Below are 17814 nucleotides of genomic sequence, written 5' to 3'. Positions count from 1 at the left end.
GCCGAGGATGGGCACCACAAGATGGCCGGTAACATCAGTCCATGTCTGCGATTTCAGCACGATGATTCTCGGACGTGATCCGAGAATGAACAACAGCAGATGGTCGGGACGCACCCGACCATAAGATACAATAACAGCTTTAAAAAACAGCAGCCTTATTCGGCTGCCAGCGTCGCCTCATCATCAGCCGCATCCGCATCACCGGGTGCGGTTTTTGCATCAAGGTCCGGAAATGCCACGATACGCTTGCCGGAGAAATCGGCATGCACCACGACCAATTCCTTCTCCTCGAAATAACCGAGCAGACGGCGTGCGCGGCGTGCAGAATGCGTGCCATAGGCACGGGCAATACGCGCATCAGACGGGCAAGGCTCCTCGCCCAGCGCGGCTTTCACCAGCATCAGGAATACGCCCTGCAGGTCGTCTGACACGTTCTTTGACAGATCGAGTGCCGTTTGCCAGCTTTCACTTGCCGCCATTTCGGCATCAACGCCGGAACGGGTAATTGCCACCTGACGGCGGAATTCCGACAGCGCCATCGGCGTGCCGGGAATGCGGCGCATGCGGGCGCGCACAAGAAAGTCCTGATAGAGCACAGCGTCCGTGCGATAGGCCGACTGCGGATCATCCAGAATTTCGTAGAGAACGCCTGAGATCTTTTCTTCGCGCTCTTCCGGCGTCATGTCCGAGGCGCTGCTGCGCTGCGGCTGTTCGGAGGCTGGCGTGATCGCCGCCGGCGTCGAGCGCGACAGCTCTGCCAGAATGTCCGTTGTCGGGCGCGGTGCCGGTGGCGTGCGGCGCACAGGGGCGCGCGTAAATTCTTCCGGGTCTGGCGTGAAGATCAGGTCTTCCACGTCCTGCGGTGCATCGGGCAGCGGCATCAGCTTGGGCGATGACGACCGAGCCGAGGTTTCCACAGCACCAATGACGATAGGCAGTGGGCGGCGCGACAGAGCCGGGCCAAGCGCCACGAAATTACCACGCTGCAAATCGCGGAACATTTCCGCCTGACGGCGGTCCATGCCGAGCAGGTCGGCTGCGCGTGCCATGTCGATATCAAGGAAAGTACGGCCCATCAGGAAGTTGGAGGCTTCCGCCGCCACGTTCTTGGCAAGTTTTGCCAGACGCTGCGTGGCGATAACGCCGGCCAGACCACGTTTACGGCCGCGACACATCAGGTTGGTCATGGCGCCAAGCGATGCCTTGCGGGCATCTTCGGTTACTTCGCCAGCCACGGACGGCGCAAACATCTGCGCTTCGTCGACCACCACCAGCACCGGATACCAATATTCGCGGTCGGCATCGAACATGCCGTTGAGGAATGCAGCTGCGGCCCGCATCTGCTGTTCGACATCAAGACCTTCAAGCGTCAGGACGCAGGATACGCGGTGCTGGCGAATACGGTTGGCAATACCGGCCAACTCACCTTCTGTGCGCTCGCCATCCACAACGATATGGCCGAACTTGTCGGCCAGCGTCACAAAGTCCCCTTCAGGGTCAATAATGACCTGCTGAACCCAGGGGGCGGATTGTTCAAGTAGCCTGCGCAGCAGATGCGACTTTCCGGAACCGGAATTGCCTTGCACCAGCAGACGCGTGGCGAGCAATTCCTCAATGTCGAGTTTGGCAGCCTGCCCACCCGATAGCGTTCCCATGTCGATGCCGACCTGCAATGCCCTAAAACCTTATACTGTCAAAAATTGATGTTGAATGCCGACTCCGAACGAGCAGCGAACCCTCCCCATAACAGAGATTTCAACGCAATGCTTCCTCGTGAAGGTAAAAATGCACAGGGAATATGCGCTGCCAACCCAATCTGGTGGAGAGAATCAAACGAACCGAATCACAGCGCCTTACGATATCAGATTGATAGTGGTGCCGGTTGGCCGGCTATCGGGCGGTGTTGCGAGCCTCAGTTTCTGACTGGTCGTTTTGCCCCGAATTAAGGTAAAATCTTTTTAAAAACAGAACGATAGGCAGCGATTACACGTCTTGGCTGTTTTGAAAGAAAATTCACCGGCGCGGCGATTACGAAATATTAAAGCCTTGCGGAACACATATGGAACATATAGTGTATGTTCTGCATTTGTTTCGATTTTCATCAACGGTTGGGGTGCGACTTCATGCTCACACGCAAACAGCAGGAACTGCTTCTTTTCATTCACGAAAGAATGAAGGAATCCGGTGTTCCTCCCTCATTTGATGAGATGAAGGATGCGCTTGATCTCGCGTCCAAATCCGGCATTCACCGGTTGATCACAGCGCTTGAAGAACGTGGCTTCATTCGCCGCCTGCCAAACCGGGCTCGCGCACTGGAAGTCATCAAACTTCCTGAAGCCTATTCGCCAAGCCTCAAACCACAGCGTGGCTTCTCACCAAGTGTGATCGAAGGCAGCCTTGGCAAACCAAAACCGGTTGTCGCCCCTGCTCCGACCCCCGCGCCTGTCAGCGCCAATGATGGCGGCAGCTCGGTATCGGTGCCGATGATGGGACGGATCGCGGCCGGTGTGCCGATCTCCGCCATCCAGAACAACACACATGATGTGTCCGTGCCGGCTGACATGCTGGGTTCTGGTGAACATTACGCACTGGAAGTGCGCGGTGACTCGATGATCGATGCTGGCATCTTTGACGGCGACACGGTCATCATCCGCAACGCCAAGACCGCCAATCCCGGTGACATCATCGTGGCGCTGGTCGATGATGAAGAAGCGACCTTGAAGCGTTTTCGTCGCAAGGGTGCATCTATTGCGCTTGAGGCGGCAAACCCGGCCTATGAAACCCGCATCTTTGGACCTGACCGCGTCAAGATCCAGGGCAAGCTGGTTGGCCTGATCCGCAGATACCACTAAGCGGTCATCATCAGACCCATATCACTGCCAGATGACGCGCCAGCGCGTCATCGCTACTGTCGTCGGAAAACGCCCGACAAAACTAGCCTTCAGCTTACGTTAGTCTAGTGACGGTCCAGCAGTTGCGAGACATGCGGCGGTACTGCCGTTTCAAATGTCCTGCTGCGCCAGTTATAATAACGATGCATGGTCCATGGACGGTAGGAACCATAAATGGCAGCCGTCATCCTCTCTATCGGCAAATCCTGATTTGCGGCGGTTGTAGCCTCAGTTGAAAATGTGATCTCCAGCGATCCGGTGCGCCGCAATGTCTGGGCACTGAGCAAAAAGGCGCCGGAGCGGCAGGTTTCAAATGATGTGGGACGCGTGGTGATAACCACAGAACCGATGTCGCAGGCGAGACCAAGATATCTGTTATCCAGCACGGAAATCACCACCTGCCCCTTCGCTGATCTGGCGATACACCAGCTGTCGCGACGGCAGGTAAAGGCATCAGATGCGTTTGTAACGGCGGCAGACATCGCCTGCCTTTCAGTCTGAATGGTGTGTTCGTCCAGCATCGGCCGTCGTGATCGTGGTGGTGCGGCATCGGCATTGCCTGTCGTTCTGTCATTGGCATCGTCAGGCGATGGTTCTGGGGCTGGCAGTTCCTGCAGCATGTTTGGCCGAATATATTTGTCAGGTAAGAACAAAGCCCGCGCCCATTGGTCATAGATAAAGCCGGATGGGCGTTGGCTGGTGCTGGCAACCTGATCCTCGCCAACCAGTGCCATCAGTTTCCCGTCCTCAAAAACCACCAGATCGGGATTGTCCTGTTGCCGTGACAGCACAAACAGCACAAGGCCTGCCAGCAGGAACACAGCACTTACCCAAGCCAGTCGGGTGCGAAACAGTGTCAGCGCCAATAGGCCAAGCGTTCCGGCGCCCAGAAACCATTGATGTTGTCGTCCGACTCCGGCATCGCCTCCCCATGAGGCCACATAGGTGGCAATATCAATTGTCATCGCCATGCCGTAACCCATGACGGTCAGAAACGGCCCGTCCAGCCCGAAGGGCATCAGCAGCATGGCGATCAAGGCAGAGGGCATGACGATGAAAGACATCACCGGCATGGCGGCGAGATTTGCCGCTAGTCCATAGGTGGTGACACGGTGAAAATGCTCCATCGAATAGATGGCCGTGGAGACTCCGCCAATCAGCGAGGTCACGACAATACCGGCGCAGAAGCTGCCAAGGATGGAAGCACCCTTGAGGGCGATCGGCATATTACTTGGCCGGAAGGTTGCGCTGTCTTGTGCGGCGCGCCGCCGTGTCCAGAAACCATACGCGGCGACCAGCGCAATGGTTGCGGCAAAGGACATCTGGAAACTTGGCCCCATGACCTCTGACGGCGAAACGCAGATAATAATGATGGCGGAAATGGCAACATTTCTGAGGCTGATCGAGGGACGGTCAAACAGCACGGCGATCAGCATGATCGACATCATCAGCCAGGCCCGTTCGGCGGACACTGCAAACCCTGAAATCAGGTAATAGGCGAGCGTCATGATAAGGGCGGCAAAGGCAGCGATCTTCTTGACCGGCCGCCTCTCGGCAAAACCGGGAAAACAGCTGAGTGCCGTGCGCAAGCCAACGAAGAATATGCCCGATGCCAGCGCCATGTTGAGGCCCGAAATGGCAACGATATGGGCAAGGCCGGACACACGCAGTGCTTCCATGGTGGTTTCTGATATTGCTCGCCGTTCATCGGTTATGATCGAGGCGGCAAAAGCGCCGGCGTCGCCGCCGATCGTGCTGCGGATGCGCTCGGCAATGGCGCTGCGTAATTGATAAAGTCCTGTATCAGTCACGCTGAGCCAGTGGCCGCGTTCCGCAATGCGGCGTTTGATCGCCTCGCTCACCGTAGGCTGTGGCGCTCCATAAAAGAAACCGGTTGCACCTATGCCGTTAAAATAGCCGGAAAAGGCAAAGTCATTCAGACCAGGCAAGGCCGGTCCTGAGGGTGGAGACAGGCGTGCGCGGCCGGTAACGCCCTGCCCGATTTCTATCGGTTGATGGCGACTTCTTGATAGTGCCGTGATCTTTTTCGGTGGGCGCGACAGCACAGGGTTTTCAGTTCCGGTGACCGATATGATATAGCGCCAGTACCCGCGCGCATCCACCTCGCGTCGCTCGACAACACCTGACACGACTGTGGTGACGGGCGTATCGATGATGACAGTATCCTGCCGCCAGCTTTCCAATTGCGCCAGCAGCATGCCTGCCAGACACAGCGCAACAAGGTTAAGCAATCCTGCCAGTTGTGCCGCGCGGTACCGAAGCGTGAGCGCCAGTGTGCCGGCTAAACAAAAGCCGCCAGCAAGCAGGTAGGGGGACGGTGTCTGAAGGCTTGAAAACCAGATGATGGCACCGACTGCCAGAAAAACCGGAATGCAAAGAAAGCCGTGGCCATAGGCCTTTTCGATGTCCAGCATTTGCGACAGCGACGATATCCGGCCGGATAAATTCCCTGCCGTTGCAGACTGTTCATAAACCTCTGCTACCCCGCCCTGATATCGTTGCAGAGCAAAGGAATCACCCTCACCGGGGAGATCCAGTCTCAACGGTTCCTGCTGTCGCAATTCTTGCGATGGTCTTACAGTCAAACCCGCAGCTCCCCCGCCGGATAAGGGGTAATTTGCAACCGGCACGACAACAATGCAACCACTTATATTTTAAGGAAGCATTGACCTAATATGAAACAGTCAAACGCCAAAAGCCTAGTTTTTGGCACAAGTTGATACCGCAACGCACAATTTGCCTTTTGGATAGCTTGGCATATGGCGCAGGATCAGATAGCTATCCTGAACGCTTAACGCCTAGATGCCTCACGGCATCCAAAACGCATGTTCTCGGAGGATTATGATGACGGAAAAAAGCGCTTCTATTACGCTCGGCGACAAGACAGTAGAACTTCCCATTCGAGAGGGAGCGATAGGCCCAGACGTCATCGACATCGCTGCTTTGTACAAGCACACCGGCAATTTCACCTACGATCCCGGCTTCACATCGACTGCATCTTGCGAATCCAAGATCACCTATATCGATGGTGACGAAGGCGTCCTTCTGCACCGTGGTTACCCGATCGAGCAGCTTGCCGAAAAGGGCGATTTCCTTGAAACGTGCTACCTGCTTCTATACGGCGATCTGCCAACAGCAGAACAGAAAAAGGATTTCGACAACCGCGTAACGCGCCACACCATGGTGCATGAGCAGATGACGAAGTTCTTCAGCGGTTACCGTCGTGACGCGCATCCGATGGCTGTGATGGTTGGCACCGTTGGCGCCCTGTCTGCCTTCTACCACGACTCGACCGACATTACCGATCCGCACCAGCGCATGGTCGCAAGCCTTCGCATGATCGCCAAGATGCCGACAATCGCGGCAATGGCTTACAAGTATCACGTCGGTCAGCCATTTGTTTACCCGAAGAACGACCTCGACTACGCGTCGAACTTCCTCAACATGTGCTTTGCCGTTCCATGCGAAGAGTACAAGGTGAACCCGGTTCTGGCCCGCGCCATGGACCGTATCTTCATCCTGCATGCTGACCATGAGCAGAATGCTTCGACCTCGACCGTTCGTCTGGCCGGTTCTTCCGGTGCAAACCCGTTCGCCTGTATCGCAGCTGGTATTGCCTGCCTTTGGGGCCCTGCCCATGGCGGCGCCAACGAAGCAGCGCTCAACATGCTCAACGAAATCGGCTCTGTTGACCGTATTCCTGAGTATATTGCCCGCGCCAAGGACAAGAACGATCCGTTCCGCCTGATGGGCTTTGGTCACCGCGTGTACAAGAACTACGACCCGCGCGCCAAGATCATGCAGAAGACCATGTACGAAGTGCTCGAAGCAACGGGCAACGGCGACGACCCGATCATGCAGGTTGCTCTTGAGCTTGAAAAGATCGCCCTGTCCGATCCGTACTTCGTCGAAAAGAAGCTGTACCCGAACGTCGACTTCTACTCCGGCATCACGCTGAAGGCTCTAGGCTTCCCCACAACCATGTTCACGGTTCTGTTTGCCCTGGCACGTACCGTCGGCTGGATTGCCCAGTGGAACGAGATGATCGAAGACCCACAGCAGCGTATCGGCCGTCCGCGCCAGCTCTACACCGGCGCACCACAGCGCGATTACGTACCAGTCTCCAAGCGTTGATTGGTTAGTGAATGACACAAAACACCGGCGCGCTCGCCGGTGTTTTTTTATGCGCGTGATTCCGGTGGCATCATGTGGTGTGACGACACTCGCTGACAGACAGTACCTCGCCTACTTATTCCCGTGCTTGTCACGGGAATAATGAGGAGAGCTTGTTGAGATGTTGGAGCCAGACAATGAGCGTGGCGCAAGCAAATAACCCCTCACCTGAAAAATCTATGACTTAGCGTTGCTAAGGCCATGATTTTTCTTCCTCTCCCACAAGGGTAGAGGTAGGGGCGCAAGTGGCACGCCACCCACCCCTCTTTTCTGTACTTGTTACAGAAATCCAGTCGGCGCGCGTCTGCGCGGCCGGAGAAACTTATATCAGCCCAGAGACTTGGGCTGGGACTGGATCCCTGTGACAAGCACAGGGAAGAGGGAGATTGTGGTGACCGTCTTCGCGTAAAAGCCAGCGATAGTCGGAGCGGCTGACATTTCCCTGGCGTCATCCTCGCCCTTGTGGCGAGGATCTAACCACGCCGCATCAGTTTCGCTCAATGATAGGTGATTGGATCCTCGGGACAGGCCCTGACATGACGGAAGAGTGCGGGACACCGATCGCCCCAATCGACCGTTTGTGCGCTCCACAAACGAGCCAGCACAAAACAAAAGGCCGAAGCATCACGCCCCGGCCTTTTCACATTTAATCACCACGACCGAGCGGCATGTCGCCGCCCTGCCCTTTGCGGCTCTATTATTCGATATCGAAGGACACGCCCTGCGCCAGTGGTAAGGCCTTGGAGTAGTTGATGGTGTTGGTTGCGCGGCGCATATAGGCCTTCCACGCATCCGAGCCGGACTCACGGCCGCCGCCGGTTTCCTTTTCGCCACCAAAGGCGCCACCGATTTCCGCACCTGACGTGCCGATATTGACGTTGGCAATACCGCAATCCGAACCATCAGCAGACAAGAAGCGTTCCGATTCCTGCAGGTCGCGGGTGAAGATCGACGACGACAGGCCAGCGGAAACGGCATTGTGATCATCGATCACAGCGTCAAAATCGCTGTACTTCATCACGTAGAGAATAGGTGCGAATGTTTCTTCCAGCACAGGGCCGTCCTGCTTTGGCATTTCCACCAGAGCAGGCTTGACGTAATAGCCGTCAGCGGCGCCCGTATCGACACGTTCACCACCAAGAACCGTACCACCGTGGTTCTTGGCTTCACTGAGCGCCTTCTGCATGCCATCAAAGGCGGCCTTATCGATCAGCGGACCAACCAGCGAGGATGTTTCCAGCGGGTTGCCGACGGACACCGAGCTGTAGGCCTTCTTGAGGCGTGGAACGAGCTGGTCGTACACGCTGTCATGCACAAACAGACGACGCAAGGTCGTGCAGCGCTGGCCAGCGGTGCCCATGGCGCCAAAAGCGATGGCGCGCAGTGCCATGTCGAGATCGGCCGATGGGCAAACGATACCGGCATTGTTGCCGCCAAGCTCCAGAATGGAACGGGCAAAACGCTTGGCAAGGCGTGGACCAACCTCGCGGCCCATGCGGGTGGAACCGGTGGCAGACACCAGCGGCACCTTCGGGTGGTCAACCAGTGCTTCACCAACAAAACGATCGCCGATCAGCACCTGGCTCAGCCCCTCTGGCGCATCGCCAAAACGGGCAACGGCGCGCTCGAAAATGCCCTGAACGGCAAGCGCCGTCAGCGGCGTCTTTTCAGACGGCTTCCACACGACCGAGTTGCCGCAGACCAGCGCAAGCGCCGCATTCCACGACCAGACAGCGACCGGGAAGTTGAAGGCGGAGATAACGCCGACAACACCGAGGGGATGCCAGGTTTCCATCATGCGGTGGCCGGGACGCTCGGTCGCAATGGTCAGGCCGTAAAGCTGGCGGGACAGACCAACCGCGAAATCGCAGATGTCGATCATTTCCTGGACTTCGCCGAGACCTTCGGACGGGATCTTGCCGGCTTCCAATGATACGAGACGACCAAGATCGGTCTTGAAGGCGCGCAGTTCCTCACCCAGCAGGCGAATAAGTTCGCCACGGCGTGGTGCCGGCACCAGACGCCATGCCTTGAAGGCAGCATCGGCCTTTTCAACCACTTTTGCCACCTCAGCGACCGACACGGTCTTGAGGTCTGCAACCTTCTGTCCGGTAACGGGGCTGAAGGATGGCATGTTACCGCCAGTATAAAGGCTGGACGAAACGCCCATCTTTTCCAGCAGGTTTGCCGCTTCCTTTACCACATCGATTTTCTGGGTTGCTGCGTCCATTTTAAGCTCCATTTTCCCCGCAGTGGCGGCGCTTCATCCATACTGGCGAAAAACACTCTGCCCTGCACTTCAATTTTCGGTCTTCTTTACCGTGTCGCGGGTCTGGACAGGCCAAAACCTGTTATTTGTTACGGGCCTTGGCTGTTTGTTTTACGCATGTCGTTATTGCAAAACCCATGGATTTTGCACGACATGCTGTCGTTTCCCACTTGACGAAAAGTGCCAGTTTATTCTTTCTCGTAATCATATACGCCAGGATTGACCGGTTTCAAATGACGAAACCAATTATGTTGATGCGAGATCGGAATAATGGACCCCAGACGCCGCCTGATACCTGACATCGTGACCTTACAGGCTTTCGAGTGTGCGGCACGGCATGGCAACTTCACGCGGGCCGCCGAAGAACTGAACCTGACACAGAGTGCCATCAGCCGCCAGATCCGTGATCTGGAAGCGCAAACCGGCATGCAGCTGTTTGAGCGGATCAGGCGACGCGTGGTACTGTCACAGGCCGGACGCAAGTTTTTGCCCGATGTGCAGCGCCTTTTGCAGCAGTCCGAACAGTTGATGGTGCGCGCTGTTGCATCAGGCGAGTCCGGCTCTGCCCTGTCGATTGCCTCCCTGCCGACCTTTGGCAGCCGCTGGCTGATGCCGCGTCTCAACAAGTTCATCGAGAGCCACCCCGATACGGTCATCACCGTTGCGTCGCGTTCGCACCCGTTTGATTTTGACGAGGAAGGGTTTGACCTTGCCATTCATTACGGGCAGCCGGTCTGGGCGCATGGCACCTGCACCTTTCTGTGCAATGAGGTGATCCTGCCTGTGGCCAGCCCTTCGCTGTTGGCGAAGGCGGCCATCGCCAACCCCACTGATCTGCAGACCATGCCGCTGCTGCACCTGACCACCCGACCCAAACTGTGGTCGGAATGGTTCGAGATGAGCAAGGTCACGGCCGACAATGCCTTTCGCGGCAACCGTTTTGACCAGTTCTCCATGGTGATAGAAGCGGCGGCCAGCGGTATGGGCATTGCCCTTCTGCCGCGTTACCTGATTGAGGCCGAGCTGGCATCCGGCCGGTTGCAGGTGCTATTTGACCTGCCGTTGACCACCGACAACAGCTATTACATCGCCACCCCCGAGGGTCGGCAGGACAACATGCTGGCGCGCGCCTTCCAGACATGGCTGTTGAGTGAGGTCAGTCGCTAGGGGCTGCCACAGGCCGCCCCCACAGATACCCTATTGCTGGAAGGTTCAGGCCCTGGCGCCAAAGGCAGTCAGCAGGAAATTGGCGGCGATCACCGCGCCGTCCTGCGAAATCGTGTGGCCAACACCGGGCAGCATGTGCAACTCGGCACTGATGCCTGCCTTGGCCAGCGCTGCCTTTGCCTTTTCACTTTCGGCAAAGGGCATGACGTGATCGGTCGTGCCGTGAATGAGCGACAGGCGTGTGGTTTCCGACGGCGCATAGGGTTCCGGTGAGGCGAGCCTGCCGGAAAAGGCCACCACAGCCGCCACAGGCCATCTGCCTGATGCCACCGCATCCAGCGCCATGATGGAGCCTTGCGAAAACCCAACCAGCGCCACGCGGTCGAGGTTGCTCGTCAGCGCGTGGCGGGCAATAATATCGCCCAGCACCTGATCAAAGGCCGCACGCGCCTCCACGACGCGCTGAGGGCGGTTGGCTTCTGTCACGCCATCGATACTGAACCATTGCCGGCCCGGGCCATTGCCAAAGCTGAATGGCGCATCCGGGCTTTCGAAATCCATATCCGGTGTCGACTGGCGCAAAAACTGCCCCAATGGCGCAAGGTTTGCGCCATTGCTGCCAACGCCGTGCAGACCGATAACCAGTTTGCGTGTGGAATTGGATGTCATGACAACCTCCCTTAGGATAGCGAAACCGGTGCTAGCCCCGGCAGATCAGGGCCAACAGGCACGATCTGCGTCGGGTTGAGCGCCTTGATCGAATAATAACCGCGCTTGATGTGGTCGATACTGACGGTTTCACGCACGCCCGGCACATCAAGCATCTCATTGAGGAAGCGGCTGAGGGCCGGATAATCGGCAATGCGCTTCAGATTGCATTTGAACAGGCCGTAATAGGCCGCATCAAACCGCACCAGCGTTACAAACAGGCGGATGTCGGTTTCGGTGACCGTGTCACCGAACAGGAACGGACCCTTACGCTCAAGGCGGGTTTCCAGCTCTTCCAGCGTTTTGAACACATCGGCAAAGGCCTCGTCATAAGCACCTTGTGTGGTGGCAAAACCGGCGCGGTACACACCATTGTTGAGGTTGGGGTAAATGCGCTCGTTCAGCGCATCGATCTCGGTGCGCAACTGCGTCGGGTAAAGATCAACCGAATTGTCGGCCAGATCCCCAAAACCGGAATTCAGCATACGCAGAATATCCGCAGATTCATTGTTGACGATGGTGGCTGTCTGTTTGTCCCACAACACGGGCACGGTGGCGCGACCGGTGTAATGCGGGTCTGCGCTGGTATAGATCTGATGCATGTAGGACTTGCCATTGATCTCGTCGCGGTTTGCACCGGGATAGTCACCAAAACGCCAGCCTTCATCCGAGATGGACGGCTCGACGACTGAAACGGAAATCACGTCCTGCAGTTTCTTGAGATTGCGGCCAATCAACGTGCGTGATGCCCAAGGGCAGATCAGCGCGACATAGAGATGGTAACGACCCGCTTCTGCCTTGAAACCACCCTCACCTGTCGGTCCTGCCGAACCATCCGCAGTGACCCAATGACGGAAACCGGATGTCTGGCGCACGAAACCACCCTTGGCATCCGTCGCCTGAACAGGGTGCCAATCTGAAGTCCATTTTCCGTCGACAAGCATGTTAAGATCCTCATTCGGTCATCTGACGGGATCGTTATGAAGCCATAGGCTTAATGGCCACAAGCCACGCATTTGTTGACGCACTGTAACCGATCAGAACGTTTTCAGGAATAACGATTGAGACTGTCGCCGGTTCACAGCCGATTGCGGAAAAACGGGTTCCAGCGCACGGTGCCCAAGCGGATTTTTTCACGGAACATGGTCAGCAGGCCAGCACCGGCAATAACCACCAGACCGGCGACCGCCAGACGGTCCGGATATTCGCCGAAAAACAGCGATCCAATCGCCACCGCCCAGAGGATTTGCGAATAATGCGAGGGCGCAATCTGGCTGGCTGGCGCAATCTTGGTGGCAATCAGCAGGGTAATCTGGCCGATGGCCGTAAAGGTGCCGATCAACGCGAACACGCCGAAATATTTCAATTCCGGCATCTGGAAGGTCGGAACGGAGGCAAGGCCGTTAAACAACAGGCCGTAGATCAACAGCACGCCCATGATCGAGGTGCGTTTTTCCTTACCCGCCAGTGAGCGCAGAAGCACGATGGTCAGGCCCGCCAGAAAGGCCACCGCAACCGCTGCGGCGTGGCCAAGATGCAGTTCACGAAAACCCGGACGCACGACCATCATCACCCCGACAATGCCGGCACAAACGGCGGCCCAGCGCCAGATGCCAATATCCTCCTTCAGCACCAGTGCCGAAAGAATGGTAACGAACAGCGGCGACAGGAAGATCAGCGCATAGGCTTCGGCCAGCGGAATGGTAGTGAAGGCATAAATGCCGAGAATACCGGCCAGCAAGCCGGAAATCGCACGGCCATGCACCGCCCATGGGCGGCTGATACGCCAGAATTCACGCCAGCGCTCGTCCTTCGGCTTGGTGAAAAAGATGATCGAGGCGGAAAACAAAATGCTGAAAAAGCCGATCTCAAACACACTGACCTTGCCGCCCAGCGATTTGATCAGGGCGTCTCCCCCCGAAAAGCTGGCATAAGCAAGCAATCCCAGAAGAAAACCCGTATTCATTGGCAGACTTTCGACAGTGTCAGAGCGTGATGAAGGCGAAAAATGGGGGCAGAATTGTATGCGCAGAGAAGATGTGCGGCCGAAGCAGGCACAGATATGTCGTTCTGCGGTACTCCCAACCGCCAGCAACTGCAAGGCTACCGGCGGCCGCTTTCGTTCGTTTATGACATATTTTGCGGAAATGCCGAGGGAATGGTGAACCAAGCCTCAAAACAGAGTGTTTAGAGGTTAATTCTGTACCGGCTTGCGGGCATTCACGACATCCAGCAGGATTTCTGCCGCGCGTTCACCCGGTGAATGTTCGGTTTGCAGGCGCTGCTGAACCAGCGCGTAACCTTCCAGCATGGCCCGGCGCTGCGTCGTGTCGGAAGATAAGCGCTCCAGCCACCGCACCATGGAACCTGGACGCACCACCTCGTTGATATATTCCGGCACAACCACGTAATCGGCGATCAGGTTCGGAAGCGCGCCTGTCCAGGTTTTGATGCGTTTGCTGAGCATCGTAAACAACCAATCGGTCTTGTAGACCGAAACGGTCGGCACACCGGCCAGCGCGAGTTCCAGAATGACCGTGCCGGATGCGGCAATGGCGGCATCAGCCGTGGCAAAGGACGACCATTTGAAATCGCTCGCGGCACTGATGGTCAGCTTGATGTTTTGCGGCCAGCTGGCGGCAAACTGCCGGACCAGCGGTTCGCGTCTCTTCACGGTCGGCAGTACAAATTCCGTATCGCCGTTGCGCTCGACATAGGACTGCGCAGCCTGCGCAAACGCCGGCATCAGCTTGGAAATCTCGGCAGATCGTGAGCCGGGTAACAAAAGCACGGTTTTCGTCTGTTCCGCGCCAGTCTCCAGCCTCTTATTGCGCTCATTGCGCACGGCGAGCAGGTTGGGTTCAACGCTCAGGCGATGGCCGACAAAGGTGGTTTTGGGGCCACCAAGGCGCTGCATGACCTCAGGCTCAAACGGCAATACTGCCAGCACATGGTCAACATAGGACAACATCGCCTGCGCGCGGTATTCCTTCCACGCCCAGACGCTTGGGCAGACGTAATTGACCACAGGCAGCGATGGTAGAGCGGCACGCACGCGTTTTGCCACGCGGTGGGTAAAATCGGGACTGTCAATGATCAGCAGAACATCGGGTTTTGCCGCAATAATCGCATTGGCCGTCTGCTTGATGCGCGACAGAAGTTTTGGCAGCTTGGCCAGCACCTGCGTGAAACCCATGATCGACAGTTCGGAAAAGTCGAACAGCGAGGTCAGGCCTTCCGCCTCAAGTGCGTCACCGCCAACACCCACCAGCTCAATCGTGCCGGGATATTGTAATTTGAGGGCGCGGATCAGATCGGCGCCCAACAGGTCGCCCGAGACTTCACCGGCGATGACGCCAACCTTGAGTGTATCGCTCATCCCCTAAAGTCTCCGCCCAGCGACATATCGATGCCGCATACAAATATGCCTGCCTCATCGGCATCTCTCAACATGGTTTCGCGGTCGAGAACCAACGAGCGCCCCGCCTCCACCGCAATACCGGCAAGACCGGCCTTGGCAGCATTTGCAATGGTTGAGGGACCAATGGTTGGCAGATCGGCGCGTACATCCTGCTGCGGTTTGCACAGTTTGACGAGCACGCCCTTTCGACGCTGCGAAATACGACCATTGGCACGCAAGTGTGCCACACGCTCCAGCATGGCATCGGTGCCTTCAACACCTTCCAGCGCGACGATACGGCCACCAACGGAGACAGCACCCTGCCCCACATCCAACAGACCAATGGTCTTGGCGGCATGCATGGCTTTACTGATATCGTCTTGGTCGGCCTTGTCAGGCGCCCTCGCACCCATTGGGCCAGTCACGGCCAGCAGGCCGGGCACGATCTCATGGGCGCCCAGCACGCGGCAGCCCTGCGCCTCGATGAGTTTCATCACCATTTGCAGCACGGCGTCATCGCCCTTCGCCAGAAGGGTTTTGATGACGGACGGAATTTTGAGGAGAGATTTGAGGTTGGGATGGATTTCCCGCCATTCCGGACGACGTTTTACGCCGCCCGACAGCACGACACGGCCGATGCCGTTGTTTTTGAAAATTCGCTCAAGGCCTGCGAGATCACCGACGCCGATAATCTCGCTTTCATAGCCATCCCAGTTCAGATCGGCTTCATTCTTCAGGCGCACGATGAAGGGGCTTTCCCCTTCATCGACGGCTGCCTTTGCCACATAATGGGGCAACAGACCGCTTCCTGCAATAATGGCCAGCCGATCACCGCTTGCCACGGTTATTTGCCTCTGAATGGCGACGACAGGGCCCGGTCGCTATCTGCGCCGATAAAATCAAGAATTTCGATGACCTGCGGGCAATCCAGATATTCATCACGGATGGCGGCCGCATTGGCACGTGCCGAGCCCTCGCCTTCGAAGATCGCCTTGTAGGCGCGACGAACGCGGTGCACTTCGGAACGCTCGACACCAGAGCGGGTCATGCCAACGACGTTGAGGCCGCTGAGCACGCCTGGGTTACCGTTCAGCATGCCATAGGGAATGACATCATAGCTGACCGCCGAGAGACCGCCGATAAACGCCTGTCTACCAATGCGGGTAAACTGGTGCACGGCGCTGCCGCCGCCCAGAATGGCACGGTCACCAACGGTAACGTGGCCAGCCAGCATGACATTGTTGGACAGGATGATGTTGTTGCCCAGGCGGCAATCATGCGCGACGTGTGAATAGGCCAGCAACAGATTGTTGTCGCCAACGATCGTGGTGCCTCCATGTTCCACCGTACCGGTGTTCATGGTCACGCCTTCGCGGATCGTGCAGTTCTCGCCAATCACCAGCGTCGTATCAACGGCGCTGTGATGGGCACTTTGCGAATCGCCACCAATCACCGCCGACGGCCAGATGATGGTACCCTTGCCGACCGTGGTTCTGCCGAGAACCACGACATGGCTCACCAGTTGCACGTTATCACCCAGCACAACTTTCGGGCCTACATGGCAAAATGGTCCGATGGACACATTTTCACCGATGACGGCTCCATCTTCGATGAATGACATCGGATGAATTTTGGCTGAAGCGGCAATAACACTCATTGCTGGCCCTCTGGCACCATCATCGCGCCGATGTCGGCTTCAGCAACCAGAACGCCATCAACCTTGGCATCGCAATGGAACTTCCAGACATTGCCGCGCTGCTTCTGCTTGACGACATGGAACTCCACGCGGTCACCCGGCACAACCGGCTTGCGGAAACGGGCATTGTCGATGGTCATGAAATAGACCAGGTTGCCGCCGCCGCCCTGCTTGCGCGAGCAGATCGCACCTGCGGTCTGGGCCATGGCTTCCACCAGCAGAACGCCTGGCATGATCGGCTGGTCAGGGAAGTGACCGGTAAAATGTGGCTCGTTGACCGTCACGTTCTTGATGCCGATGGCGGAGTTGTCGCCATCAATCTGCACAATGCGGTCAATCAGCAAAAACGGATAACGGTGCGGCAAAAGCCGCATGATTTCCTTGATATCCGCGGATCCAAGCGTAATCCCCTCGCCATCAGCCATTTTTTTCTCCTGTTTTTTTATCTCTTTCATCCGCCCGGGCCAAAAGCTCGGCCATATCACGCAGATATTGTTTCATAGGACGTGCGGGTGCGCCGCCGTAACGAGCACCAGCCGGTACATCAGCCATAACACCGCTCATCGCAGCAATCTGCACGCCGTCTCCAATAGAAATATGACCATTGATGCCTGCAGCACCACCGATCATCACGCCGTCACCGATACGGGTGCTGCCGGCAATGCCAACCTTGCTGACGATGCCGCAATGGCGGCCGATACGCACGTTGTGGCCAATCTGGACCTGATTGTCGATCTTGGTGCCTTCACCAATCACCGTGTCATCCATGGTGCCACGGTCGATGGTGGTGTTGGCGCCCACTTCAACATGGTCCTGAATGATGACGCGGCCAACCTGCACGATCTTCAACATGCCGCGCGGGCCCGGTGCGTAACCGAAACCGTCCTGGCCGATACGCGCACCATTGTGCAAAATGACATTGTTGCCAATCAGGGCGGCCAAAACGCTGGCGCCGGCTGCAATCGTGCAGTTGCGACCGATTTTGACATCAGAGCCGATGATCGCGCCTGCACCGATTCGGGTACCGGCACCAATATTGGCACGCGCACCGATAACGGCCATCGGCTCAACAATCACGCCCTCTTCCAACCGTGCAGTCGGATCGATGTGCGCGGCAGGAGAAATATCGCCAACAACGTCGACAACCGGCGAAGGCTGCATGGCAATGGGATGCAGGATTGCACCGGCATTGGCAAAGGCCGTGTGGGGCACCTTGGTCAAAAGAGCAGGAATATGTGCGGGAATGAGGCTTTTCAGCGCGACATCACAAATGATGGCTGCAGCATTGCATGTTTCAAGCTCGGCCCGGTTCTTGCGAGACAGGATGTAACAGACCTGATCAGGCGCAGCACGATAAACCGGAGCTACCGAACGAACGATACGTTCACCCTCGTTCGGTTCCGAGAGTTCCGCCCCAAGCATTTCAGCCAGATTGGCCAGCTTAATCCCATCATGGGGCGGAAAAAATTCATTATAGTCCATCAACAGG

14 protein-coding genes are annotated in these 17814 nt (G+C 57.0%); 3 read left to right on the top strand and 11 right to left on the bottom strand.

Annotated elements, in window-relative coordinates; all coding sequences use genetic code 11:
* Positions 1-155 precede the first annotated feature (155 nt).
* A complete protein-coding gene (locus tag ACZ5FM_RS06080) occupies positions 156-1673 on the bottom strand; it encodes an ATP-binding protein (protein WP_250982616.1) in 1518 nt (505 codons plus the stop codon).
* Positions 1674-2123: 450 nt separating this feature from the next.
* Between ACZ5FM_RS06080 and lexA the strand changes: the two genes are divergently transcribed.
* Positions 2124-2852 (top strand): transcriptional repressor LexA, encoded by a 729-nt coding sequence (gene lexA / locus ACZ5FM_RS06075; RefSeq protein ID WP_250982617.1) that lies wholly within the window; start codon positions 2124-2126, stop codon positions 2850-2852.
* Between the two features lie 104 nt (positions 2853-2956).
* On the opposite strand, the gene ACZ5FM_RS06070 is transcribed toward lexA, so the two are convergent.
* The gene (locus tag ACZ5FM_RS06070; protein WP_464039979.1) at positions 2957-5455 is read right to left on the bottom strand and encodes a ComEC/Rec2 family competence protein; all 2499 of its coding nucleotides are present in this window, start codon (positions 5453-5455) and stop codon (positions 2957-2959) included.
* 301 nt (positions 5456-5756) lie between these two features.
* Here ACZ5FM_RS06070 and gltA point away from each other — a divergent pair, with 301 nt between their 5' ends.
* Positions 5757-7046 (top strand): citrate synthase, encoded by a 1290-nt coding sequence (gene gltA / locus ACZ5FM_RS06065; RefSeq protein ID WP_192491214.1) that lies wholly within the window; start codon positions 5757-5759, stop codon positions 7044-7046.
* Between the two features lie 736 nt (positions 7047-7782).
* Here gltA and amaB read toward each other — a convergent pair.
* On the bottom strand, positions 7783-9315 hold the full coding sequence (gene amaB, locus ACZ5FM_RS06060) for an L-piperidine-6-carboxylate dehydrogenase (protein ID WP_464039978.1): 1533 nt from the start codon (positions 9313-9315) through the stop codon (positions 7783-7785).
* Positions 9316-9624: 309 nt separating this feature from the next.
* Between amaB and ACZ5FM_RS06055 the strand changes: the two genes are divergently transcribed.
* Positions 9625-10521 (top strand): LysR family transcriptional regulator, encoded by an 897-nt coding sequence (locus ACZ5FM_RS06055; RefSeq protein ID WP_464039977.1) that lies wholly within the window; start codon positions 9625-9627, stop codon positions 10519-10521.
* A gap of 45 nt (positions 10522-10566) precedes the next feature.
* Here the strand turns inward: ACZ5FM_RS06055 and ACZ5FM_RS06050 are convergent, their stop codons facing one another.
* The 8 genes from ACZ5FM_RS06050 to lpxD form a co-directional block, all read right to left on the bottom strand.
* Complete coding sequence (locus tag ACZ5FM_RS06050; protein ID WP_464039976.1) at positions 10567-11190, bottom strand: alpha/beta hydrolase; 624 nt, start codon at positions 11188-11190, stop codon at positions 10567-10569.
* An 11-nt stretch (positions 11191-11201) separates the two neighbouring features.
* Positions 11202-12173, bottom strand: a complete 972-nt coding sequence (locus ACZ5FM_RS06045) for a glutathione S-transferase family protein (RefSeq protein ID WP_464039975.1) — start codon at positions 12171-12173, stop codon at positions 11202-11204.
* 134 nt (positions 12174-12307) lie between these two features.
* The gene (locus ACZ5FM_RS06040; protein ID WP_192487784.1) at positions 12308-13195 is read right to left on the bottom strand and encodes a DMT family transporter; all 888 of its coding nucleotides are present in this window, start codon (positions 13193-13195) and stop codon (positions 12308-12310) included.
* A 228-nt stretch (positions 13196-13423) separates the two neighbouring features.
* The gene (gene lpxB, locus ACZ5FM_RS06035; protein WP_464039974.1) at positions 13424-14608 is read right to left on the bottom strand and encodes a lipid-A-disaccharide synthase; all 1185 of its coding nucleotides are present in this window, start codon (positions 14606-14608) and stop codon (positions 13424-13426) included.
* Entirely contained in the window at positions 14605-15471 is an 867-nt protein-coding gene (locus ACZ5FM_RS06030; protein WP_464039973.1) for an LpxI family protein, read from the bottom strand. Before ACZ5FM_RS06030 ends, lpxB begins: the two co-directional genes overlap by 4 nt.
* A 2-nt stretch (positions 15472-15473) precedes the next feature.
* Positions 15474-16286, bottom strand: a complete 813-nt coding sequence (gene lpxA, locus ACZ5FM_RS06025) for an acyl-ACP--UDP-N-acetylglucosamine O-acyltransferase (RefSeq protein WP_464039972.1) — start codon at positions 16284-16286, stop codon at positions 15474-15476.
* Positions 16283-16750, bottom strand: a complete 468-nt coding sequence (gene fabZ / locus ACZ5FM_RS06020; protein ID WP_192487780.1) for a 3-hydroxyacyl-ACP dehydratase FabZ — start codon at positions 16748-16750, stop codon at positions 16283-16285. The genes lpxA and fabZ overlap by 4 nt, the downstream gene beginning before the upstream one ends.
* A complete protein-coding gene (gene lpxD, locus ACZ5FM_RS06015; protein ID WP_312944019.1) occupies positions 16743-17807 on the bottom strand; it encodes a UDP-3-O-(3-hydroxymyristoyl)glucosamine N-acyltransferase in 1065 nt (354 codons plus the stop codon). The genes fabZ and lpxD overlap by 8 nt, the downstream gene beginning before the upstream one ends.
* Positions 17808-17814 lie beyond the last annotated feature (7 nt).

Source organism: Agrobacterium sp. 5Ca50 (assembly GCF_055381905.1).
This window is presented reverse-complemented; position numbering and strand designations above follow the sequence as displayed.